Annotated in this window: 20 protein-coding genes; 11 read left to right on the forward strand and 9 right to left on the reverse strand. The window is 71.4% G+C overall.

Annotated elements, in window-relative coordinates:
- Positions 1-487: 487 nt before the first annotated feature.
- From Aut01nite_RS25400 to Aut01nite_RS25420, 5 genes are read right to left on the reverse strand one after another with little or no spacing between them, the layout of a single operon-like run.
- Complete coding sequence (locus Aut01nite_RS25400; protein ID WP_043522462.1) at positions 488-1,327, reverse strand: alpha/beta fold hydrolase; 840 nt, start codon at positions 1,325-1,327, stop codon at positions 488-490.
- Positions 1,324-2,202 (reverse strand): SDR family NAD(P)-dependent oxidoreductase, encoded by an 879-nt coding sequence (locus tag Aut01nite_RS25405; protein WP_043522463.1) that lies wholly within the window; start codon positions 2,200-2,202, stop codon positions 1,324-1,326. Before Aut01nite_RS25405 ends, Aut01nite_RS25400 begins: the two co-directional genes overlap by 4 nt.
- Complete coding sequence (locus Aut01nite_RS25410; RefSeq protein ID WP_043522465.1) at positions 2,199-3,665, reverse strand: flavin-containing monooxygenase; 1,467 nt, start codon at positions 3,663-3,665, stop codon at positions 2,199-2,201. The genes Aut01nite_RS25405 and Aut01nite_RS25410 overlap by 4 nt, the downstream gene beginning before the upstream one ends.
- Positions 3,655-3,975, reverse strand: coding sequence for a DUF4873 domain-containing protein (locus Aut01nite_RS25415; protein ID WP_043522467.1), 321 nt, complete (start codon positions 3,973-3,975; stop codon positions 3,655-3,657). Before Aut01nite_RS25415 ends, Aut01nite_RS25410 begins: the two co-directional genes overlap by 11 nt.
- Positions 3,972-4,667 (reverse strand): TetR family transcriptional regulator, encoded by a 696-nt coding sequence (locus Aut01nite_RS25420; RefSeq protein WP_043522468.1) that lies wholly within the window; start codon positions 4,665-4,667, stop codon positions 3,972-3,974. The genes Aut01nite_RS25415 and Aut01nite_RS25420 overlap by 4 nt, the downstream gene beginning before the upstream one ends.
- A 65-nt stretch (positions 4,668-4,732) precedes the next feature.
- On the opposite strand from Aut01nite_RS25420, the gene Aut01nite_RS25425 reads away from it, so the two are divergent.
- On the forward strand, positions 4,733-5,644 hold the full coding sequence (locus Aut01nite_RS25425) for an AurF N-oxygenase family protein (protein WP_043522469.1): 912 nt from the start codon (positions 4,733-4,735) through the stop codon (positions 5,642-5,644).
- 147 nt (positions 5,645-5,791) lie between these two features.
- The gene (locus tag Aut01nite_RS25430; protein WP_043522471.1) at positions 5,792-6,853 is read left to right on the forward strand and encodes a PIN domain-containing protein; all 1,062 of its coding nucleotides are present in this window, start codon (positions 5,792-5,794) and stop codon (positions 6,851-6,853) included.
- Here Aut01nite_RS25430 and Aut01nite_RS25435 read toward each other — a convergent pair.
- Both Aut01nite_RS25435 and Aut01nite_RS25440 read right to left on the reverse strand, forming a co-directional pair.
- A complete protein-coding gene (locus Aut01nite_RS25435; RefSeq protein WP_083998483.1) occupies positions 6,850-8,226 on the reverse strand; it encodes a DUF2079 domain-containing protein in 1,377 nt (458 codons plus the stop codon). The two genes, Aut01nite_RS25430 and Aut01nite_RS25435, sit on opposite strands and share 4 nt — an antisense overlap.
- Positions 8,227-8,274: 48 nt before the next feature.
- Positions 8,275-9,114, reverse strand: coding sequence for a DUF4253 domain-containing protein (locus Aut01nite_RS25440; RefSeq protein ID WP_043522472.1), 840 nt, complete (start codon positions 9,112-9,114; stop codon positions 8,275-8,277).
- 248 nt (positions 9,115-9,362) lie between these two features.
- Here Aut01nite_RS25440 and Aut01nite_RS25445 point away from each other — a divergent pair, with 248 nt between their 5' ends.
- The 9 genes from Aut01nite_RS25445 to Aut01nite_RS25485 all read left to right on the forward strand — a co-directional run bounded on the left by Aut01nite_RS25445 (position 9,363) and on the right by Aut01nite_RS25485 (position 19,685).
- The gene (locus tag Aut01nite_RS25445) at positions 9,363-9,581 is read left to right on the forward strand and encodes a hypothetical protein (protein ID WP_043522474.1); all 219 of its coding nucleotides are present in this window, start codon (positions 9,363-9,365) and stop codon (positions 9,579-9,581) included.
- Positions 9,582-9,713: 132 nt separating this feature from the next.
- The gene (locus Aut01nite_RS25450; protein WP_201775426.1) at positions 9,714-10,811 is read left to right on the forward strand and encodes a uroporphyrinogen-III synthase; all 1,098 of its coding nucleotides are present in this window, start codon (positions 9,714-9,716) and stop codon (positions 10,809-10,811) included.
- Between the two features lie 279 nt (positions 10,812-11,090).
- A complete protein-coding gene (locus Aut01nite_RS25455) occupies positions 11,091-11,759 on the forward strand; it encodes a sirohydrochlorin chelatase (RefSeq protein ID WP_043522476.1) in 669 nt (222 codons plus the stop codon).
- 216 nt (positions 11,760-11,975) lie between these two features.
- Positions 11,976-14,111, forward strand: a complete 2,136-nt coding sequence (locus Aut01nite_RS25460) for a molybdopterin oxidoreductase family protein (RefSeq protein ID WP_043522478.1) — start codon at positions 11,976-11,978, stop codon at positions 14,109-14,111.
- Entirely contained in the window at positions 14,111-16,573 is a 2,463-nt protein-coding gene (gene nirB, locus Aut01nite_RS25465) for a nitrite reductase large subunit NirB (protein WP_043522479.1), read from the forward strand. Before Aut01nite_RS25460 ends, nirB begins: the two co-directional genes overlap by 1 nt.
- Positions 16,570-16,884 (forward strand): Rieske (2Fe-2S) protein, encoded by a 315-nt coding sequence (locus Aut01nite_RS25470; protein WP_043522481.1) that lies wholly within the window; start codon positions 16,570-16,572, stop codon positions 16,882-16,884. Before nirB ends, Aut01nite_RS25470 begins: the two co-directional genes overlap by 4 nt.
- Before the next feature lie 2 nt (positions 16,885-16,886).
- Complete coding sequence (locus Aut01nite_RS25475; RefSeq protein ID WP_043522482.1) at positions 16,887-18,242, forward strand: nitrate/nitrite transporter; 1,356 nt, start codon at positions 16,887-16,889, stop codon at positions 18,240-18,242.
- 176 nt (positions 18,243-18,418) lie between these two features.
- Positions 18,419-18,877: a hypothetical protein gene (locus Aut01nite_RS25480; protein ID WP_043522484.1), complete on the forward strand. Its 459-nt coding sequence runs from the start codon at positions 18,419-18,421 to the stop codon at positions 18,875-18,877.
- Positions 18,878-19,193: 316 nt separating this feature from the next.
- Positions 19,194-19,685: a hypothetical protein gene (locus Aut01nite_RS25485; RefSeq protein WP_043522486.1), complete on the forward strand. Its 492-nt coding sequence runs from the start codon at positions 19,194-19,196 to the stop codon at positions 19,683-19,685.
- 44 nt (positions 19,686-19,729) lie between these two features.
- Here the strand turns inward: Aut01nite_RS25485 and Aut01nite_RS25490 are convergent, their stop codons facing one another.
- Positions 19,730-21,589 carry a hypothetical protein gene (locus tag Aut01nite_RS25490; protein ID WP_043522487.1) on the reverse strand — a complete coding sequence of 620 codons (1,860 nt, stop codon included), beginning with the start codon at positions 21,587-21,589 and terminating at the stop codon, positions 19,730-19,732.
- Complete coding sequence (locus Aut01nite_RS25495) at positions 21,586-22,344, reverse strand: ABC transporter ATP-binding protein (protein WP_043522488.1); 759 nt, start codon at positions 22,342-22,344, stop codon at positions 21,586-21,588. Before Aut01nite_RS25495 ends, Aut01nite_RS25490 begins: the two co-directional genes overlap by 4 nt.
- Between the last annotated feature and the right edge of the window lie 26 nt (positions 22,345-22,370).

Below are 22,370 nucleotides of genomic sequence, written 5' to 3' on the forward strand. Positions count from 1 at the left end.
GGAACGCGGCGGCTGGAACGCGGTGGCCGGAAGACCGCGGCCGGAAGACGGTGGCTGGAACGCGGTGGCCGGAAGGCGGTGGTCGGAGGACCGCGGCCGGAAGACGGTGGCTGGAAGGCGGTGGCCGGAAGGCGGCGTGCGGAAGGCGATGGGATGCCGGCCGGGTGGGATCGGGGCGGTCCGGGCGGCAGCCCCTTGACGCCGCCCGGACCGTGCCCCCGCATCCACACGCTGGTTGTCACTGCCGGCCGATTCGCCGCCCGCGCTTGTCGATCGTGGAGATCGCGCTGTCCGCGCCACCACGCGCTCACCGGATCCGACCCAGCGGACCAAAGCCCGCCCGCCCGCGACGGATTCACCCCTTCCGCGCGAGATCTAGTGAGTTTCGGGCGAACCGATTCATCACAACCTCACAAGATCGACGACCGGCGGGCACGCAATCGGCCGGCAGGGTCAGCAGTGACAGCCAGCATGTGAAACGCGGTCCCTAGACGGACACCGTGGCGAGCATCGGGCGGACCAGGCCCGCGAACTCCTCCGGCCGTTCGATCTGCGGCATGTGGCCGGTGTGGGCGAACAGGTGCGACTGCGCGTGCGGGAACGCGGCCCGGGCCGCCGCCAGATGCTTGCTGGGCAGGATCAGGTCCCGGTCACCCCAGACCAGCATCGTCGGTTTCTCGTGGGCCCGGAGGCGGCCGAGCAGCTCGGTGCGCCAGGCGGCGGCCACCCCACGGAGACCGCCGAGCGCCTTCGCGACCTCCAGATAGACCGCCGCGAAGTCGGGCTGCCGCGCGATCCTGATGGCCATCTCGATCCGCTCGGGGGTGACGTGCGCACGGTCGGCGAACACCATGCGCTCCATCCGGGGCGCGGTCAGCCGGTCGACGCGGCGCAGCATCTGCCGGCCGAGCACGGGAACGGCCAGCAGGCGCAGCGCGACGGTCACCTCCTTACCGAACCCGGCACTGTTGACGAGCGTCAGCGTCGACACCCGCTCCGGGGTGCCGGCCAGCATCGTCATCGCCACGGCGCCGCCCAGCGAGTTGCCCATCAGGTGTACGGGCCGGGTCTCGCCGAGCGTGTCGAGGGTCGCCCACACCCCGTCGGCGAGCCCGGCGAGCGTGGTCGGCGCGGCCAGCCGCTGTGACAGCCCGAAGCCGGGCATGTCGATGCTGATCACCCGGTAGTCGCCGTCGAGCAGCGGATGCTGCAGCGACCAGTCCTCCAGGCTGCGCCCGATACCGTGCAGCAGCACCACCGGCGGGGCGGCCGGATCACCGGTCTCGTGGACCCGGACGCGCGTACCCCGTACGTCGAGGAATCTCATCTGCGCACCACCGAACCCGCCGGGCGCGCGCCGCGGGACGCCGTGGCGACGGTGAACGCGCGCACGATCCGGGCGTGCCCGACCGGCAGGAGCCGGGCGAGGAGGTCCGGCGCCTTGGCGCTGGCCGCGATGAGCAGCCGGGCCTTCCGCTTCGCGACGGCCCGCAGGATCTGCTCCGCGGCCTTGTCCGGGGGATAGCTGAGCAGCGCGGCGAAGAGTTTCTTGTTGGGTTCGACCTCCTCCTCCGGTACGAGTGACCCGACCAGTGCCGACTCCGCGATCCGTGTCGCGATCCCGCCCGGATGCACGGTCGTCACCCCGACACCGTTGTCGATCAGCTCGCTGCGCAGTGACTCGCTGAGCCCGCGCAGCGCGAACTTGCTCGCCGCGTACGCGCTCTGTCCCGGCGGCGCGATCAGCCCGAACAGGCTGGACAGGTTGACGAGATGCCCGCCCGGTGTGGCGGTGAGCGCCGGCAGCAGCGCATGGGTGAGCAGCATCGGCGCCCGGAAGTTGACGTTCATGACCTGCTCGAACTGCTCCACCGACACCTGGTCGAAGCGGCCGCCCAGCGCGATCCCGGCATTGTTGATCAGCAGCCCGATCGCCGGATGCTCGTCGAGGATCCGGGTGGCGAGCGCCTCGACCGCGGCCCGGTCGGCCAGATCGACGGTGGCCGTCTGCACGGTGACGGCCGGGTGGGCGGCCCGGATCCGGTCGGCGACCGTCTTGAGCCGGCCCTCGTCGATGTCGGCGAGGACCAGGTCGCTGCCGCGGAACGCCAGGCCGTAGGCGAGATGCTCGCCGATGCCACTGGCCGCGCCGGTCAGCACTGCGGTACGCCCGGCGAACCGGTACTCGGGAAGTCGCGTCATCGAACCACCTCTGTCGAACGGACGGGAGCGGGCTTGCGGCTGAACCGCATGTCACGGGTGACGTCGGCGCGGGGCGTGGTGACGACGTCGCGCAGGTAGTTCTGCCGGACCAGCCAGGGATCGTGCCGGCCCTGGCGGGGGAACTTGTCGAGGGCGCGCTGCACGTACCCGGAGGAGAGGTCGAGCAGTGGCCGCCCGGTGCTGGCGGGAGTGGCCGGGGTGGCCGCCGCGTACCCGTGCCGCTCCATGTGGTCGAGCAGTTTCAGCAGGTAGCGGTGGGACAGATCGGCGCGCAGCGTCCAGGACGCGTTGACGTAGCCGATGCAGTAGGCGAAGTTCGGCACCCCGCTGAGCATCAGCCCGCGGTAGGCGGCGGTCTTCCCGACGTCGACCGGTTCGCCGTCGACGAACAGGCGGATCCCGCCGATCGGCAGCAGCGACAGGCCGGTCGCCGAGACCACCACGTCGGCGTCGAGCACCGCGCCGGACTTCAGCCGGATGCCCTCGGGGACGAACGTGTCGATGTGGTCGGTGACGACCGAGGCCCGGCCGTCGGCGATCGACCTGTAGAGATCGCCGGACGGGATCACGCAGAGCCGCTGATCCCAGGGGTCGTAGCGGGGCTTGAAGTGCTCGTCCACGTACCCCGGATCCTGCAGGAAGTGGATGGCGACCCGCCGCAGCGCGCCGCGCACCAGTGCGGGCCGGCTGCGGGCGAGGTGGTAGAAGCCCTGCGTGAGCAGGAGATTCTTGGCGCGGGCCACCCGGTTGGCCGCCTTCGGCGGCAGGAGACGCCGGGCGGTGTCGGCGATCAGGTCGCGGTTCGGGAGAGGGGTGACGTACGTGGGGGAGCGTTGCAGCATCGTCACGTGTGCCGCGTCCGCGGCCATCGCCGGGACCAGGGTGACCGCGGTCGCACCGCTGCCGATCACCACCACGCGCTTGCCGCGGTGGTCCAGGTCGGCCGGCCAGAACTGCGGGTGCACGAGCCGCCCGCGGAAGTCGTCCAGCCCGGGAAAGTCCGGCTGGTAGCCCTCGGCGTAGTCGTAGTAGCCGGCGCACCCGTAGAGGAAGGCGCACGACAGGACGTCACCTGTCGACGTGTGCACCGTCCAGCGGGCCTGCTCGCTGGACCATTCGGCGCGCACGACCCGCGTGCCGAACCGGATCCGGCGCGTGATGCCCGCCTCGTCCGCGGTCTCCTCGATGTACCGGCGGATCTTCTCGCCGGAGGCCAGCGACTCCGGCTCGCGCCATGGCCGGAACGAGTAGCTGAGGGTGAACATGTCGGAGTCGGAACGCACGCCGGGGTAGCGGAACAGGTCCCAGGTGCCGCCGATCGCGTCGCGCGCCTCCAGGATGGCGTAGGTGTCGCCGGGCCGCTGCCGCTGGAGCCGCCAGGCGGCGCCGATCCCGGACAGCCCGGCCCCGATGATCAGTACGTCGAAGTGCTCACCCGGCATGTCCGGCGCCCTCCTCCGCTGACCCGAACCACGGCGGTGTGCCGGTGCCGGAGATGCGGATGCCGCCCCACGGGTCCGGGTCGCTCAGCTTGACCGCGGTCTCCGGCGAGCCCGGCACCACGATCGTCGCCTTGCGCAGGCCGCCGCCGACGCGTTCGCGCAGCACGTCGTGCGGACCGGTGCGCCCGGCCCAGCGGAACCGGCCCTCGATCGGCTCGAACCGGGCGGACATCCGGATCTCCACCGGGACCGGGCCGTCGTCCAGCTGTAACGTCGCCGGCCCCCGGTACTCCTCTTCGTCGGTGCTCACAGATCCCTCGCCCACCCTTCGGTCGCGGCAAGTCCACCGGGGACGTCGGCGGCGCGGCGCATGCCGGCGATGCCGCCCCAGAGGAACGTGGTCAGGTAGTCGCCGAGCGCCTCGCGGCTGATCGGCTGTTGCTGGCGCAGCCACCAGTCACCGACGGACTGGACGTAACCGACGACGCCGTACGCCCATGGCAGCGCCGCCCCGGAGTCGAGGCCGCGGGCCCGCAGCCGGTCGCCGAAGATCCGGGCCAGGCCGCTGGCCACGGTGTCCATCACGTCGGCGACCACGTCGCGGCGCCGGGCGATGTCGGGCTGGTGCACGACGAACCGGTACAGGTTCAGGTCGGACTCGATCCGGGCCAGGTAGATGTCGATGGCGGCGGCGACGATGTCGCGTTCCTCGCGGACCGCGGAGATCGCCGGGATCATGTCCTCCAGGACCATCGCGCCGGCCGCCTGGCCGACGGCCAGCCACAGTTCGGACTTGTCGGCGAAGTACCGGTAGAGCACCGGCTTGCTGACTCCGGCGTGGGCGGCGATGGCCTCCATGCCGACGTCCGGGCCGTGCGTGCGGATCGCCTCGATCGCCGCGTTGGTCAGCTCCGCCCGGCGCTGCTCACGATGGCCGTCCCAGCGGCCGCGGCGGCCGTCGCCGGATCGACGGGGATTGACGGGTGGGGTGACCGAGTTCATAGTACGAGTAGTAACTGTTACCGCCGGTAACGTCAAGCATCTTCCTCGTTTCCGTGGAGGCCCCGATGACCACCACCCCGACCGACCGCACCGATCGAGACCGCACCGCCACCCGGTTGCTTCGTTCCTCGGCCGAGCACTCGTACGACCCCGAGGTGGAGATCGACTGGGAGGCCCCGTTCGTGCCCGGCAAGTATTTCGTGCCGCCGCACCGCTCCAGCCTCTACGGCACCGCCCTGTGGGACCGGATGTCCGAGGAACAGCGGATCGAGCTGACCAGACACGAGGTCGCCAGCATCGCCGGCCTCGGCGTCTGGTTCGAGACGATCCTCATGCAGCTGCTCATCCGGGAGTACTTCAAACAGGACCCGACCGCCCCGCACGCCCAGTACGCGCTCACCGAGATCGGCGACGAGTGCCGCCACTCGGTGATGTTCGGCCGCATGATCGCCCGCCTGGACGCCCCGCTCTACCAGCCCACCGGCGTCAACCAGTGGCTCGGCAAGTGGATCGCGCACACCGGCGTCGGCCCGCGGATGTACGCCGCCATCCTGATCGCCGAGGAGATCCTGGACACCCTGCAGCGCGAAGCCATGAACGACGAGAACGTGCAGCCCCTGGTCCGGATGGTGTCCCGCATCCACGTCGTCGAGGAGGCTCGGCACGTCCGGTACGCCCGGGAGGAGCTGGCCCGCCAGATCCGCGCCGCCGGCAAGGGCCGGCTCGCCTTCGACAAGCTGGTGATCGGCCGGGCCGCGTACCTCACCGGCACCCGCCTGATCGACCCGCGCGTCTACCAGGCCGTCGGCCTCGACCCGGAGGAGGGCCGGCGCGCCGCCCGCGCCAACCCCCACCACCGCGAGACCATGCGCTGGGCCGGCGACCGGATCGTCACCTTCCTCAAGGACCTGGACCTGATCGGCGGCCCGGGCACCGCCCTCTGGCACGCCTCCGGCCTCCTCCCGCGCACGGCCTGACCGGCGGCTGGCGGGTCGTCTCCGCCGGCCCGGAGCCGGCCCGGAGGCGACCCGGAGCCGCTCGGGGCCGACGGTGTCGCCGTCTCGGGTGATCCATGCCGGACATGATGCCGAGGGGGTACGACAGGAACGCGTACCGTGGCGGTTGTGGATCTGGAAGAACGCATCGCCCTGTTCCTGGACTACGAGAACCTGGCGATCGGCGCCCGTGAGCATCTCGGCGGTATGGCCTTCGACCTGCGGCCGGTGGTGGACGCGCTGGCCGAGCGGGGCCGGGTGGTGGTCCGCCGGGCGTACGCCGACTGGTCGTACTTCGACGACGACCGGCGCATGCTCACCCGCTCGCACGTCGAGCTGATCGACATCCCGCAGCGAATGGGCGCGTCCCGCAAGAACGCCGCCGACATCAAGATGGCGGTGGACGCGCTGGTGCTCGCCTTCGAGCGGGACTACGTGACGACGTTCGTGCTCTGCACCGGCGACAGCGACTTCACCCCGCTCGTGCACAAGCTGCGCGAGCTGAACAAACGCGTCATCGGTGTGGGGGTGGAGAAGTCGACGTCGGCGCTGCTGCCGCCGGCGTGCGACGAGTTCCTCTTCTACGACCGTCTGGAGGGGGTGGAGATCCCGGCCCCGCGCGGCCGTCGCGCCCGGCCGAGCGTGTCCGAGCCGGTAACGCCCGAGCCGGTCGCCGCGGAGCCCGAGGCCGAGCCGGAGGCGGGTGACCTGGATTCGCTGGCGGTGCTGGTCGCCCAGACGGTCGCGGGTCTGCAGGCGAGTTCGTCCGGGCCGGTCAACGCCTCCACGCTCAAGCGGACGCTGCTGCGCAAGGATCCGACCTTCAACGAGGCCGAGTTCGGCTTCCGTGCCTTCGGTGAGCTGCTGCGTCACCTCGCCGGCAAGTCGGTGGTCGAGCTGTCGGAACGGTCCGCCAAGGGCGATCCGGAGATCACGCTGCCGGAGCGGGGCGACCGGGAGATCGCGTTCGACCTGCTCCGCTCCACGGTCCGGGACCTCGCCGAACGCGACGGGCCGGTGGCGCTGTCCGGGCTGAAGAACCAGGTGCGCAAGGCGGCGCCGGACTTCAGCGAGAAGAAGCTCGGTTACCGCAGCTTCCTGCAGTTCTGCAAGGCGGCGGCGGCCGGCGGCGCGGTCGTCCTGGAGTGGAACGCCCCGGCCGACGACTACCTGTTGACCCTGCCGTCCTAGACGCGCCGGCGCAGGACGGTGGTCCCGCCGGCCTGCGCCGCCGTCTCGTAGTCGCCGCGCAGTCGTGCCAGCGCGGCGTCGACGGTCTCCTCGGTGGCCATGCTCAGGTGGTACGGCTCGGTGTAGACGACCCAGTCCGGGCGGATGTCCCCGTCCGGCCGGCCGGGGAAGAGATAGACGGTGCAGCGGGCCGTCAGCTGCGGGGCGAGGCGGTTGTCCGCGGCGACCGTCGCGCCGTCCGGGATCATCGCCAGCAGCCGGTTCGACGCGTGCACGGCCGGGTCGGCGCGCCAGTTCGCGGGCCGGGCCAGGCCGCTGAGCGGCAGGGGCGCGAGGAAGGTCGCGGCGACGGCGATCCCGGCCATCGCCGCGGGGAGGAGCCGGGACAGCCGGGGCATCCGGGACAGCCGGGGGAGGGCGTCGAGGGCGGCCACGAAGACGATCGGCATCAGCACGGCGCTGTAGTGGAATCCGGTGCCCCAGTAGAACCCGTTGGGGGACCAGAACCGCCACAGCAGGGTCGGAAGAGCGATCAGGAGCAGCGGCGAGCGTACGGCCACCAGGCACGTCGGCGCGAGCAGCAGCAGGACGGTCCGCCACTTCTCCGCCGGGGCGAACAGCCGGTGGAACGGATCGCGGCCGCCGGCCGTGGTGCCGGTCGTGTAGGCGTACGTCTCCGCGGGGTTGAACGCCGGAATGACGACGGTGACGATCAGGACGCCGGCCACGATCGCGGCCGCCGCCAGAGCGAGGCCCGCCCGGCGCCGGCCGCGCAGGACCAGCACCAGGCCGATCGCGGCGACCGTGGCCGGCAGGTCCTCCTTCACCAGCAGCAGCGGGATCGCCCAGCAGACCGCGGCACGCCAGCGCTGTTCGGCCAGCGCGACCAGGCTGAACGCGAGCAGCGGCACCGCGAACGCCACCTCGTGGAAGTCGAAGTCGGCGGCGGCCTGCAACCCCCAGGACAATCCGTACGCGGCGCCGATCGCGACCCCGCCCGCCGGCCCGGTGACGCGGATCGCCAGCCGGGTCACCGGGACCGCGGAGACGGCGATCAGCGCGGCCTGCGCGACCAGCAGCGTGACCGGCCCCGGGAAGAGGCGGTAGACCGGGGCGAGGGCGGCCAGGATCGGATGGAAGTGGTCGCCGAGCAGGTTGAACCCGGGCGCCTTCAGGTCGGCGACGGGACGGCCGAACCCGGCGTACCCCCGCACGGCCTGCTCGAAGATGCCCAGGTCGAAGCCGGTCGTCTCGTGCCGTCGGTGCAACGACACCGACCAGGCCGTGTACAGCGTGAACAGCACGATCCCGGTGAGCCACGACAGTCTTCGCGGAACAGGCGCGGGGGTACGGGTCACATCGGCCGGGGACACCGCGCCACGGTAGCCAGGCGGTTCACGGTCCCGCGGGCCGGGTCGCGGTCAGGGCCGGCTGTGCAGGAACCAGGTGTCGCCGCGGGTGACCGCGACGGCGATCTCCCACAGGTCCATCTCCAGGTTCGTGGCGAGGTGCTTGATCTGGACGGCCAGGTCCCACGCGGCCTCGGCGGAGGCGGGCCGGCGGCCGACGGTGAACTGCAGCATCGTGTCCCAGCAGGCGACCGGTTCGGCGGCCCACCGCTGATGCCACTGCCACAGGATCGCGGCGAGCCGGTCGGGGCGGGCCAGCGTCCCCCAGAAGTCGGTGCGGCCGGCGACCAGATGCGGCTCGGTGAACGGCAGAAGGACCAGCCGGACCGCGTCCGGCTCGTACCAGCCGCCGGTGAGACGGTCGTCGCCGGGCACCGCGGCGAGCAGATCCGGGTCGGTGCGGACCCGGTCGAAGAGGAACCGGTTGAGCTTCCGGACGGTGATCGGAGCGGTCCGGCCGGCGGCCCACTCCTCGGCCTCGGTCAGCAGGTCGGCGCCGGGAACCTCCCGCACGTACAGGCACACCTCCTCCTCGGGGACGACGATCTCCCACCACGCCGTCCCGGGCGGCGGCCACGGGTCGGCCGTCCGGGCCTGCCGGTCCAGGAGCGCGTCCTCCGCGTCGCTCCGCGCGGCCGGGAAACCGTCGAGCACGTGCGGTTCGGCGCTGAGGAAGACCGGGCGCCGCCGGGTCCGCGGCAGGACGGCGCGGGCTGCTTGCCACGCGGGCCGGACCTGCGCCGGGTCCACGCCGCCGACCTCGAGGCAGTCGCCGGGGAGCCGGCCGAGCGGCAGATCCCGGAGCATCGTCGGCTGGAGAGCCCGTCGGGTGTCGTCGATGTCGGCCGCCATCGGGCGAGTATCCATCGGGGCGGCGTGATGTATCTCGCAGGGGTGCGGAACGGTTTCGGCGAGGTTGCCGGTGTTCCTCCGCCGGCGGGCGGGAACCCGGATCCGGACGGCCCGGCGGGATCGAGACCAACGGAGGGTGGGGTGCGGCCGCACGGTGTGCGAGATTGTCGCGACGTTCCGCGCCGGAGCCGCGCACCGGGCGTGGCGGGGCGGGCGGAAGCGCGGCGACGCCGGGGGAGAGAAGACAGATGGACGACGCTCTGGTGGCCTACAACGCGGGCCGGGTGGACGGGGCGGCCGGATACCGGGACCCGCAGATCGCTGAGGACGCCGAGGTCGGTGCCGATTACCGGATCGGGCTGCTGGACGGCCGGATCGCGGCGTTCCATCTGATCATGGAGGTGCGGCGGATCCTCGGTGTGGAGGGTTCGTTGTTCGAGCGCCCGGACGATGTCACCGGCTCATGATCGACTGATCACAAGGGCGGCCTACAGCCAAGTGACCGGCCGTTATTCTGGCGGAAACATTCACTTGCCGGTCCCGAAACCAGGCCCTTGGACTCTTGCACCGGACGGGCGGCACAGGATGGGGACCGGATGATCGAGGGCGCACTGGCCGGCTTCACCGTGGCGGTGACCGCGGAACGACGCCGGAGTGAGATGGCGGCTCTGCTGGAGCGACGTGGGGCGAGAGTGATCAGCGCATCCGCGATCACGATCATCCCGCTGATCGACGACGAGGCACTGCACGCGGCGACGGCGGCCTGTATCGGCCTGGAACCGCACCTGGTGGTCGCCACCACCGGGTTCGGGTTCCGTGGCTGGCTGGAGGCGGCCGAGGGCTGGGGGCTGGGCGAGACGCTGCGCGAGTCGCTGCGGAGCGCGAAGATCATCGCCCGGGGCCCCAAACCGTGCGGGGCGATCCGCGCGGCCGGGCTGATCGAGGACTGGGCGGCGAAGACCGAGGCCTCCGAGGAGGTGCTCGAGCGGCTGCTCAGCGAGGGCGTGGCCGGCAAGCGGATCGTCGTGCAGGAGCACGGGGAGCCGCAGACCGAGTTCGTGCGGGCGCTGCGCACGGCGGGCGCGGCGGTCGTCGAGGTGCCGGTCTACCGGTGGGCGATGCCGGCCGACACCGCGCCGGTGCGGCGGCTGGCCGAGCAGGTCGCGGGCGGGCAGATCGACGCGGTGACGTTCACCAGCGCGCCGGCGGTCAAGGCGTTCCTGCAGGTTGCCGAGGAGGCCGGGGCGGACGTCGCGACGGCGTTCAACGGTGGCACCCTCGCGGCGTGCGTCGGCCCGGTCACGGCGGCGCCGATGATCGAGCGCGGCATCGAGGTGGTGATGCCGGATCGGTACCGGCTCGGCGCGCTGATCAAGACGGTCACCGACGAGTTGCCTCGGCGGGCGGTCCGGCTTCAGGTCGCCGGCACCACCCTGGAGGTACGCGGCCACGCCGTCCTTATCGACTCGGTGCCGCACGCGCTCGCCCCGGCGGCGATGGCGATCCTCTCCGCGCTGGCCCGCAAGCCCGGCGCGGTCGTCTCCAAGGACCAGCTGGCGGCGTCGTTGCCCCGGGGCAACGACGGGCACGCGGTCGACGTGGCGGTGGCCCGGCTGCGGGCGGCGCTCGGCTCCGGCAAGCACATCGAGACCGTGATCAAACGCGGGTACCGGCTCCGCGTCGACGAAGCCGCCTGACCGCAACACCGGCAACATCCGCCGGAAACGCAAGACCGGCACCATGAGTAGTGCAGGAACGCTTCGACGCCAGCCCGTGACGAGCCGGGCAGTCACAGCGGTCAGGCCGGCGACGAGGCCGGTGCTCCGAGAAGCCCGATGTCCATGCCGGGCCACTGGAGGAGAAGACGAACGGCCGGGGCCGTCACCGAAGGGAAGCCGGTGGCGGGTCCGGCCGTACGAGAAGAGCCTGTTGTGAAGCCGGGCCGATCCGCACCGCGCGACCCGAGGAGATACCCCGTGAGTGAGAACACCACCCTGATCGCTGTCGCCCACGGCACCCGGTCCCCGGCCGGGCGGCGCCAGATCGAGCGGCTCGCCGCCGCCGCGGCCCGCCGCCGGCCCGGCCTGGACGTCCGGCTCTGCTACGTCGACGTGCAGGAACCCAAGGTCGCCGACATCGTGGCCGGTGTCGTCGCGGAGGGCCGGCCGGCGGTCGTCGTCCCGCTGCTGCTGTCCTGCGGCTATCACGTGCGGGTGGACATCGCCGAGGCGGTGGCCGGCACCGGTTTCCCGGTCAGCGCCCCGCTGGGGCCGGACCCGGTGTTCACCGGGAGTCTGCGCCGCAACCTTCCGGCCGGGGCCGACGCCGTGGTGCTCGCCTCGGCCGGCTCGTCGGATCCGCTGTGGGTCGCCGGGATCCGCGAGGTCGCCGCGGAACTGCCCGGCCGGGTCGAGCTCGGTTACACCTCGGGCAGCGGCCCGCGGGTCGCCGACGTGGTCGCGCGGCTGCGGGCGGAGGGCGCCCGGACCGTGGCGGTGGCGTCGTACCTGCTCGCCGAGGGCCTCTTCTACCGCACCCTGCACGCGGCCGGCGCGGACGCGGTGACCCCGCCGCTCTGTGCCGACCCGGCGGTCGCCGACCTGGTGCTGCGGAGGTTCGACGCCATGCGGCTCCTCCCGGTCTGAGTCCCCCCGATGCGACGAGAAGCGCCGTCCCGGCCGGGGCGGCGCTTCCTTGTGTCCGGGAGCCACGCCCCGGAGTCGGTTCCATGGCGCAAACCTCACAACCGTCCGTAGCGGTTTGTGGTCACAAGCGTGGCGAGCCGGTTGTAGGGATTCTTGTACAACAGCGTCACCGCGAGGCGTCGTAAGGGTTAACGGCGGCCGTAGAACATCAATGGCGTGACGGCGACCCAGACGCATTGCCCGTACTGCGCCCTGCAGTGCGGAATGACGCTGACGCCCGAGATCCCGCTTCGACCGGGGATGCCGGGTGTTCGGCTCGAACCGGCCGAGTTCCCGGTGAACCGGGGCGGCCTGTGCGCCAAGGGCTTCACCGCGGCGGACCTGCTGGACCACACGGACCGGCTGCTGACGCCGCTGGTGCGTAAAGAGCCCGGCAACCGGGACTCTCCCTTGCGGGAGGCGTCCTGGGAGGAGGCGTACGAGCGGATCGTGACCGCGATCCGCACCAGCCAGCAGGAGTACGGCCCGGACAGCGTCGGATGTTTCGGCGGCGGCGGCCTGACCAACGAGAAGGCGTACACGCTCGGCAAGTTCGTGCGGGTGGCGCTGCGCTCGTCGGCGATCGACTACAACGGCCGGTTCTGCATGTCGAGCGCGGCGACCGCGGCCAACCGGGCGCTGGGCATCGACCGTGGCCTGCCGTTCCCGCTCGCCGACGTGGCCGAGGCGCGGACGGTGCTGCTGGTCGGCGCGAACCCGGCCGACGCGATGCCGCCGTCGATGCAGTACCTGGACACCGGCCGGGCCAACGGCGCCAAGCACATCGTCGTCGACCCGCGCCGCACGAACACCGCCAACGGCGCCCACCTGCACCTGCAGCCGCTGCCGGGCACCGACCTGGCCCTCGCCAACGGGCTGCTGCACATCGCGATCCGCGAGGGCTGGGTCGACGAGGCGTTCATCGCGGCGCGGACCGAGGGCTTCGCCGCCGTCAAGGCGGCGACGAACGCGTACTGGCCGGAGCGGGTCGAGCGGATGACCGGCGTCCCGGAGACGCAACTGCGCGAGACGGTGCGGCTGCTCGCCACCGAGGGCCCGAGCATGATTCTCACGGCGCGCGGCGCGGAGCAGCACAGCAACGGCACGAACACCGCGCAGGCGTGGCTGAACCTGGCGCTCGCCCTGGGCCTGGTGGGAAAGCCCTTCTCCGGGTACGGCACGATCACCGGCCAGGGCAACGGGCAGGGTGGCCGCGAGCACGGTCAGAAGGCCGACCAGCTGCCCGGTTACCGCCGCCTCGACGACCCGGCCGCCCGGGCTCATGTCGCGTCGGTGTGGGGCATCGACCCTGCGGAGCTTCCGCAGCCGGGCCGTTCGGCGTACGAGATGATCGATGCTCTGGGCAGTGACGCCGGGGTGAAGACCCTCTGGATCCTGGCCAGCAACATCGTGGTGTCGGCGCCGCACAGCGGCAACGTGGTCGGCAAGCTCAGGCAGCTCGACTTCCTGGTCGTCTCGGACATCTTCCGGTCGGAGACCGCCGAGCTCGCCGACGTCGTCCTCCCGACCGCCCAGTGGGCGGAGGAGGAGGGCACCATGACCAACCTCGAGGGCCGGGTGATCCGGCGGAGGATGGCGCTGCCCCCGCCGCCGATGGTCAAGAGCGACCTGACGGTGCTGAACGAGCTGGCCGGCCTGCTGGGCCGCGGCGAGTTCTTCACCGACGAGCCGGAGGCGGTCTTCGAGGAGCTGCGCCGGGCCAGCGCCGGCGGGATCGCCGACTACGCCGGCATCAGTTACCAGCGCATCGACGAGGAGCAGGGCGTCTTCTGGCCGTGCCCCTCCGAGGAGCACCCGGGCACGCCGCGGCTGTTCGCCGACGGCTTTCCCACCGCCTCCGGCCGGGCGAGGTTCATCCGGGTCGATCACCGCGATCCGGCCGAGGTCCCGGACAAGACCTTCCCGTACGTGCTGACGACCGGCCGCAACATGCAGCAGTACCAGTCCGGCACGCAGACCCGGCGGGTACGGGCGCTCACCGTGGCGCTGCCCGAACCGCGCGCCGAGATCCACCCCGACCTGGCCCGCCGGCACGGCATCGCCGACGGCGACCTGGTCGAACTCCGAAGCCGCCGAGGCGCCGCGACGTTGCGCGCCCGGCTCAGTGACGGCATCCGCCCGGACACGGTGTTCGCGCCGTTCCACTGGCCCGGAGCCAACGCCTTGACCAACCCGGCACTGGATCCCCATTCCAAGATGCCTGCTTTCAAGGCGTGCGCGATCGCCATTTCGCGTGCGCCGGAAGGGATCCCTGTGTCCGCTGCAAGCCCTGAAGAGATGGTGGGAAACTGATGACTCAGCGACTGGTTGTCATCGGCAACGGTATGGCGGGCGCTCGCACGGTCGAGGAGATCCTCGCCCGCAACGGCGACTTCACCATCACGATGTTCGGTGACGAGCCGTACGGCAACTACAACCGGATCATGCTGTCCAACCTGCTCGCCGGGGTGGAGGACGAGGCCGGGATCTTCCTGAACGACCTCGGCTGGTACGCCGACAACGACATCACCCTCAACGCCGGGGTCAAGATCGAGAAGATCGACCGGGCGAAGAAGGAGGTGATCGCGGCCGACGGGACGCGTACCCCGTACGACAAGCTGATCATCGCCACCGGCTCCAGCTCCTGGACCCCGCCGATCAAGGGCATCAACAACCCGAAGCGCGGCTTCCACCAGGGCGTCTTCGCGTTCCGGACGCTCGACGACACCCGCGGCATGATCCGGTACGCCCGGGACCACGAGCGCGCGGTCGTCATCGGCGGTGGCCTGCTCGGCCTGGAGGCGGCGCGCGGCCTGCAGAACCACGTCAGCGAGGTGACCCTGCTGCACGCCATGGGCCACCTGATGGAGCGCCAGCTCGACGAGAAGGCCGGCCACATGCTCCAGGCCAGCGTCGAGAACAAGCTCGGCATCAAGGTCGTCACCAACGCGATGACCACCGAGATCCTCGGCAAGGACAGGGTCGAGGGCGTCAAGCTGGCCGACGGCACGGTGATCCCCTGCGACGTCGTGGTGATCGCCGCCGGCATCCGGCCGAACACCCAGATGGTCGCCGACAGCGGCCTGCCGGTCGAGCGTGGCATCGTCGTCGACGACCAGATGCTCGTCCAGGGCGAGCAGGACATCTACTCGGTCGGTGAGTGCGCCCAGCACCGCGGCAACCTGTACGGCCTGGTCGCGCCGCTGTGGGACCAGGCGAAGGTGCTCGCCGACCACATCACCGGCCGGGACACCGCGGCCGCGTACACCGGCTCGAAGCTCTCCACCAAGCTGAAGGTGGCCGGCATCGACGTCGCCTCGATGGGTCTCATCGCCCCGGAGACCGACGACGACGAGGTGATCATCTACAACGAGCCGAAGAAGGGCGTCTACAAGCAGCTGATCATCCGGGACGGCGTGCTGGCCGGCGCGATCCTGGTCGGCGACAACAGCAAGGCCGCCGGCCTGATCCAGGCGTTCGACCGGGCGCAGGCGCTCCCCGAGGAGCGGGCCGAGCTGCTGTTCGACATCGGCGGGCCGGCGGGCGAGGTCAAGCCCGAGGACATGGCCGACGACGCGCAGGTCTGCAACTGCAACGGCGTCAGCAAGGGCGCCATCTGCGGCGTCGTCGACGCCGGCTGCAAGACCGTCAGCGGCGTGATGGACAAGACCCGCGCCGGCAAGGGCTGCGGCACCTGCAAGCCGCTGGTCCAGCGGATCGTCGAGTGGGCCGCCGGCGGCGAGGCCGAGGAGGACCCGGCCGCGTCCTGGTACGTGCCGGGCGTCCCGATGCCCAAGCCCGAACTGATGGCCGCGATCCGCAAGTACGAGCTGAAGAGCGTCTCGTCGGTCTTCGAGAAGCTGGTCCCCGGCGGCGAGCACGACGCCAAGAGCAAGATGGGCCTGGCCTCGCTGCTCAAGATGATGTGGGCCGACCAGTACGTCGACGAGCGCGACGCCCGGTTCATCAACGACCGGGTGCACGGCAACATCCAGAAGGACGGCACCTTCTCGGTGGTCCCGCAGATGAAGGGCGGCGTCACCACCCCGGCCGAGCTCAAGCGGATCGCCGAGGTCGCCGAGAAGTACCAGGTGCCGATGGTGAAGCTCACCGGCGGCCAGCGCATCGACCTGCTCGGGATCCCGAAGGAGCAGCTGCCGGCGATCTGGGCGGACCTCGACATCCCCTCCGGGTACGCCTACGGCAAGAGCTTCCGCACGGTGAAGACCTGTGTCGGCTCCGACTTCTGCCGGTTCGGTGTCGGCGACTCCACGGCGCTGGGCATCGCGATCGAGGAGCGGTACCAGGGGCTCGAGGGCCCGGGCAAGATGAAGCTCGCGGTCACCGGATGCCCGCGCAACTGCGCTGAGGCGTACGTCAAGGACCTGGGAGTCGTCGCCATCGACGGCGGTAGGTGGGAGATCTACGTCGGCGGTGCGGCCGGCGCCCACATCCGCAAGGGTGACCTGCTCACCACGGTCGACACGGCCGAAGAGGTGATCCGCCTGACCGGCCGGTTCCTGCAGTACTACCGCGAGAACGCGAACTGGCTGGAGCGCACGTACGCGTGGGTTCCGCGAGTCGGCATCGAGAAGATCCGGGCGGTCGTCGTCGACGACGCCGAGGGCATCGCCGAAGCTCTGGACGCCGCGGTCGAAGAGGCCGTGCAGGCCTACAAGGACCCCTGGAAGGAGCGGGCCGTCCCGGCCACGCCCGGCCAGTTCCGTACCTCCCTTCCCCTGACCGTTCTCCCCCAGGTTCCGGTGCGCTCATGACCATCGCCATTGACAAGACAGTTCTCGGCCCCGTCGACGAGATCCCGTTCGGTGAGGGACGCACCTACGCCGTCGGGACCGACATGATCGCCGTCTTCCGCCTCCGCGACGGCTCCCTTCGCGCGGTGTCGGCGGTCTGCCCTCACAAGGGCGGCCCGCTCGCGGACGGACAGATCGACAACAAGGTTGTCGTCTGCCCGTTGCACCTGTACTCATGGGACCTCTCCACCGGGTGTTCCCAGTCCGGCCAGCCCCCGATCAACGTCTACCCGGTCCGGGTCGATGACGGTCACATCATCCTGGGAGACTGAAGATGACTGCGACACTTCCGCCCGCTTCCGTCGACGCGGCCAGACCCGGCGCCGCGACGCTGAAGGGTCACTGGATCGACGACTGGCGGCCCGAGGACCAGGCCTTCTGGGACAACGGTGGCAAGCGGATCGCCAAGCGTAACCTGATCTTCTCGATCTTCTCCGAGCACATCGGCTTCTCGGTGTGGTCGCTGTGGTCCGTGATGGTGCTCTTCCTCGGCCCGGCCTACGGCTTCGACGCGGCACAGAAGTTCCTGCTCACGGCGGTGCCGACGCTTGTCGGCGCGAGCCTGCGGATCCCCTACACGTTCGCCGTGGCGAAGTTCGGCGGCCGGAACTGGACGATCGTCAGCGCCTCGCTGCTGCTCATCCCGTCGATCCTGATGTCCTTCATGATCAAGCCGGGGGTCGACTACAACACCCTGCTGATCCTGGCGGCGCTCGCAGGCGTCGGTGGTGGCAACTTCGCCTCCTCGATGGCCAACATCAACGCCTTCTACCCGGACCGGCTCAAGGGCTGGGCGCTCGGCATCAACGCCGGCGGCGGCAACATCGGAGTCCCTGCCGTCCAGTTGGTCGGACTGTTCGTCCTCGCGGTCTTCGGTGCCGGCAGCCCCGGCATCGTGGCGGGCATCTACATCCCGCTGATCGTGGTCGCGGCGGCCGGCTCGGCGATCTACATGGACAACTTGTCGCAGGCCCGCAACGAGAAGAAGGGCATGCGCGACGCGGCCAGGGAGAGCCACACCTGGGTCATGTCGGTGCTCTACATCGGCACCTTCGGGTCGTTCATCGGCTTCGGGTTCGCGTTCGGCCAGGTGCTCCAGGTGCAGTTCGCCGACACGTTCAACACCCCGGTCAAGGCCGCGTACCTGACCTTCATCGGCCCGCTGCTGGGCTCGCTGATCCGCCCGTTCGGCGGGGCGCTCGCCGACCGGTTCGGTGGCGCGAGGGTCACCTTCATCAACTTCCTGGCGATGGCGGTCGGCGCGTCGATCGTGCTGGTCGCGGCGCAGCAGCGGTCGCTGCCGCTCTACCTGGTCGGCTTCATCAGCCTGTTCGTCCTCAGCGGGCTCGGCAACGGCTCGACCTACAAGATGATCCCGGCCATCTTCAAGCAGAAGTACGCCGGTGACGAGGCCAACGCCCGCCGGATCTCCGGCGCGGTCATCGGCATCGCCGGCGCGATCGGCGCGGTCGGCGGCGTGCTGGTCAACCTGGCCTTCCGCCAGTCGTTCCTGACCTACAAGGACGCGGACGCCGCGTACATGGCGTTCATCGGGTTCTACGTGATCTGTGTGCTGATCACCTGGGCGGTCTACCTCCGCCCGGCGGCCCGTACCAAGATCGCCGTCTGACCGATCCCGGATCCTCTCCACAGGGGATCCGGGCATGGGCTGAAAGTATGAACTCCCGCAGCTGAGCTGCGGGAGTTCACTCTTTCGGGGTGCGTGTTTCCAAGGTCAACACCCCCGGTCGATCATACGATCCATCTTGTCCAGAAATTACCCTTTCTTGAGGAAATGGTGATCGCATGAACAAGGTGACACGCGCCTTCGTGATGACCGGCGTCGCTGCCGCCGCCGGTCTGGCCATGGGCGCCGGGCCTGCCGCCGCCGCGCCGGCGACGACCTCGGCCCCGTCGGTGACGGCCGCCGGGACCGCCGCCGGCCAGGAACAGGACGTCCGGCGCCGGGACCGGATCTACGGCTTCTACAACAACCCGGGCACCTGCCACCGGATCGGCAAGATCGGCCAGTACAAGCGCCAGTGGCAGCGCTACAGCTGTTTCAAGGTCTACCGCGGCTTCCACAGTGGCGACTGGGCGCTCAAGGTCTACTACGGCTGGAACTACAACCACGGCAACAAGCACTGGAACAACGGGCCGGACATGCACCACTGGAACAACGGCCCGCAGGGTGGCCACAGTGACTACGGCCAGCCCGCCTACGGTCAGCCCGCCTACGGTCAGCCCGGGCCGTACCAGAACTGAACATCAGCGCGATCGGCCGAGGGCCGCACTCCGTCCGGGAGTGCGGCCCTCGGCCGTGATCCGCCCGCACACCGCACCGAGCGCGCCGCTGCCGCGCATCGGTTCACCCCGGACCCCCGGCAGCGGTCCGGTCGCACGGTCGCGTCGACCGACCTGACCGGCCCCGGTGTGCCGATCCGCACCGCCCGTTTCGCCGCGGCATAGCCGCTCGTCACCCTTCCGCAACCCGCCGGTCCGGTGCGGGATCCCGCGGCGTTGCGCCCGATCGGTAAGCTGCGCCGTCCGGCATCTCCGCCAGATCGGGAAGGCTCCTCACGTGCGCGACGACACCACCACCAGCATCGAGACGCTGCCGCGGACCGTGCCGCCCGGCGCCTTCGACCAGCCCGGCCACGACCAGCCCGGCCACGACCAGCCCGGCCACGACCAGGGCGACGACGACCACGACGAGGCCGACACGCTGCCCACCCCCGACGAGATCATCAACGAGCTCGCCGCCCTGCTTCGGGACATCCTCCCGACCGGGGCGGACGAGATCGTGCTCGACGGCGAGGTGGACGACGAGTGGTCCAGTCACGCCTACACGATGTGGCGCCCGGACGGCACGTCGTTCACGTTCGACAGTGACCCCGAGGAGGCCGACGACGTCGCCGCGCTGCTCGGTGACCTGTGGGACGCCACCCAGGAGAACGGCGACGACCCGTGGAGCGGCGTCACCCTGACCGTGCGGCAGGACGACACGTACGAGCTGACCTTCTGGGACGACGCGGCGGAGGACGACGCCGTGGGAGCCGCCGGAAAGGTCTGAGCGTCGCGCGCGGGCCGCCCGGGGCACCGGGCGGCCCGCGGCGTTCAGGGGGCGGGTCGGGGGCGGCGTCCCCATAGGACGAGGCCGGTCAGCAGCATCGCGCCGCCGAGGGCGACCATGGCGACCGCCGTGCCGGTGCGCGCCGGACCGGTCAGGTGGGATGCCACGATCCAGCCGCCCGAGATGTCGAGGACCAGCACCATCAGCCCCTGCGGGACGACCGGCACCCAGCCCACGGTCAGCAGGATCAGCGCCCACGCCGTGGCCCGGTTCTCCCGGTACCACGCTGCGTCGATCCGCATCGGGATCACCGTCTCCGGCGGCCTGGTCCGCTGCCCGGCGGCGGTGAGCACCTCGGCACCCCGGTTGGCCAGCCGGTCGTCGGCCAGCCACGCGCCACCGAACCAGGCGGCCACGCCGGCCGCGATGCCGAGCAGAGCGGCCACCCCGCCCGTCCCGTCCGGTCCCCAGATCAGCCACGCCATCGGAACGGCCGCGGCGACCAGCCCGCCACCGCTGGCGACCAGCGCGCTGACGATGTCGGTGGGGTTGTCCGCGGAGGTGGGATGCCGCACGTCGGGCACCGGCCGGACCCGCAGCAGCGACACCCACACCGGCAGGGTCGCGCCCGCCCCGAGCACGGCCGGCAGCACCGCGAGGGCGGGCAACGGGTCGACGTCCGGCGCGAGGAGGACTCCGGCGACCGTGAGCAGCAGCGCGATCGGCGTCACCAGCAGCAGCCAGGCCAGCGCCCGCCCGCGGACCTCGGCCCGCTCACCGCCCGGCATGGTCAGCGGCATCCACAGCGCGGTGCCGTCCAGGCCGATCAGCCCGGCCGACATGGCCGCGGCCCACAGCGCGGTGAGCACGCCGGCCCACGGCACGAGCACCTCGGTGCCGGCGAGCATCGGGAGCCCGGCCAGCAGCGCCCCGTACACCACCGCGAACGTCAGGTACTGCAGTCGCAGCGGGTGCCGCGCCCACGTCCGCGACTCCCGGCCGGCGACCGCCCACACCGGTCCGGGACCCCACCGGCCGCCGGGGATCCCGCGGGGGCCGGCGGTGGTCACGGCGGGTTTCGCGGCGTGCGGGAGGCGAGGGCGCCAGGACGACCTCGCCACGAGGGTACGGCGTACCAACGCAAAATATCCGCCGGCGGCCACGGCGACCACCGCCAGCAGCGCGAGGAACGGCCCGGCCGCCCCGCCGGCCGCGGACAGCGGCCAGCTTCCCGGGAAGTACACCAGCCACCGGGCGATGTGCTCGGGCGTGCCGGCCAGCAGTTCGGTGATCCACGGCGCGACCGCCCACACCGATCCGAACAGGCCCATCACCGTGCCGGTGAACGTGCCGGTGAGGACGGCGCCGGCCGGCCCGCCGGCGTGCCCGATCGCCTCCAGCGCGAGCGCCGATCCGATCAGCCCGGTGAGCCACAGCAGCAGCGCACCGAGCCCGGCGGTGAGGACCGCGCCCGGGCTGCCGGAGGAGGCGGCCGCGTGCACCGGCAGCGCGGCGAGCGCCACGAGCGACACCAGCGGGCCGATCCCGACCGCCGACGCGATCAGCAGGCCGGCTGCGGCGGGCAGGCTGCCGACCGGTTCCAGGCGCAGATGCGACGGCCGGACCCGGCCGCGCCCGCCGCCGAGCATCAGCGGCAGCACGATCCAGCCGAGCACCCAGGTGCCGGCCAGGATGGACAGGGTGTCCCCTTCCCCGTGCACCGCGTAGCGGATCAGCCAGGCGGCCGCGAGCAGGCCGGTCAGCGCGGCCACCGCCGGTCCGGGGTTCTCCCGCAGCGAGCGCCGCAGCATGACCGCCCGCATCCGCGCGGGCGTGCCGATCGCGCCGGCCGCGCTGACCGGTCCGGTGCCGACCAGTGCGGTGCCGGCTGTTCCGGCGCTCACCGGACCAGCCAGGACAGGCCGTCGGTGCCGGTGGTCTCGGCGCCGACCAGCTCCACGAAGCGGTCCTCCAGGGGCAGGCCACCGGCCACCTCGGCGACCGTGCCGGCCGCCACCACGGTGCCCTGGTGGATGACGGTGACCTCGTCGCACATCTGCTCGACGAGCATCATCGAGTGGGTGGAGAGCACGCAGGTGCCGCCGCTGTCGACGAAGCGGCGCAGGACCCGCCGGATGCTCGCCGCGGACACCGGGTCGACGGCTTCGAACGGCTCGTCGAGCACCAGCAGCCGGGGCGCGTGCAGCAGGGCCTGGGCGAGCCCGACCTTCTTGCGGTTGCCGGTGGAGCAGTCGGCGAGCGGTGTGGCGGCCGCCTTGGCGAGGCCGAGGACCTCGATCAGTTCGGTGACCCGCTCGGCGGCCGCGGCCCGGGACAGCCCGCGCAGCCCGGCGCTGTACCGCAGCAGTTCCGCGCCGGTGAGCCGTTCCGGCAGGTCCAGGCCGTCGGGCAGCACGCCGGTCAGGGCCCGCGCGGCGGCCCGGTCGCGCAGCGCGTCGTGGCCGAGCACGGTGATCTCGCCGGCGTCCGGAACTATCAGCCCGACCGCCATGCCGATGGTGGTGGACTTGCCGGCGCCGTTGGGGCCGACGATCCCGTGGAACGTGCCCTGGCGAACGGTCAGGTCGATCCCGTCGACCGCCCGGAAGGTTCCGAAAGTTTTGCGAAGTTGACGTATCTCTAACGCGGGGGGCGGCATGGCCGTCAGCGTAATCAATGCGAGAC

It is taken from the genome of Actinoplanes utahensis, from assembly GCF_016862455.1.
GTDB lineage: Bacteria > Actinomycetota > Actinomycetes > Mycobacteriales > Micromonosporaceae > Actinoplanes > Actinoplanes utahensis.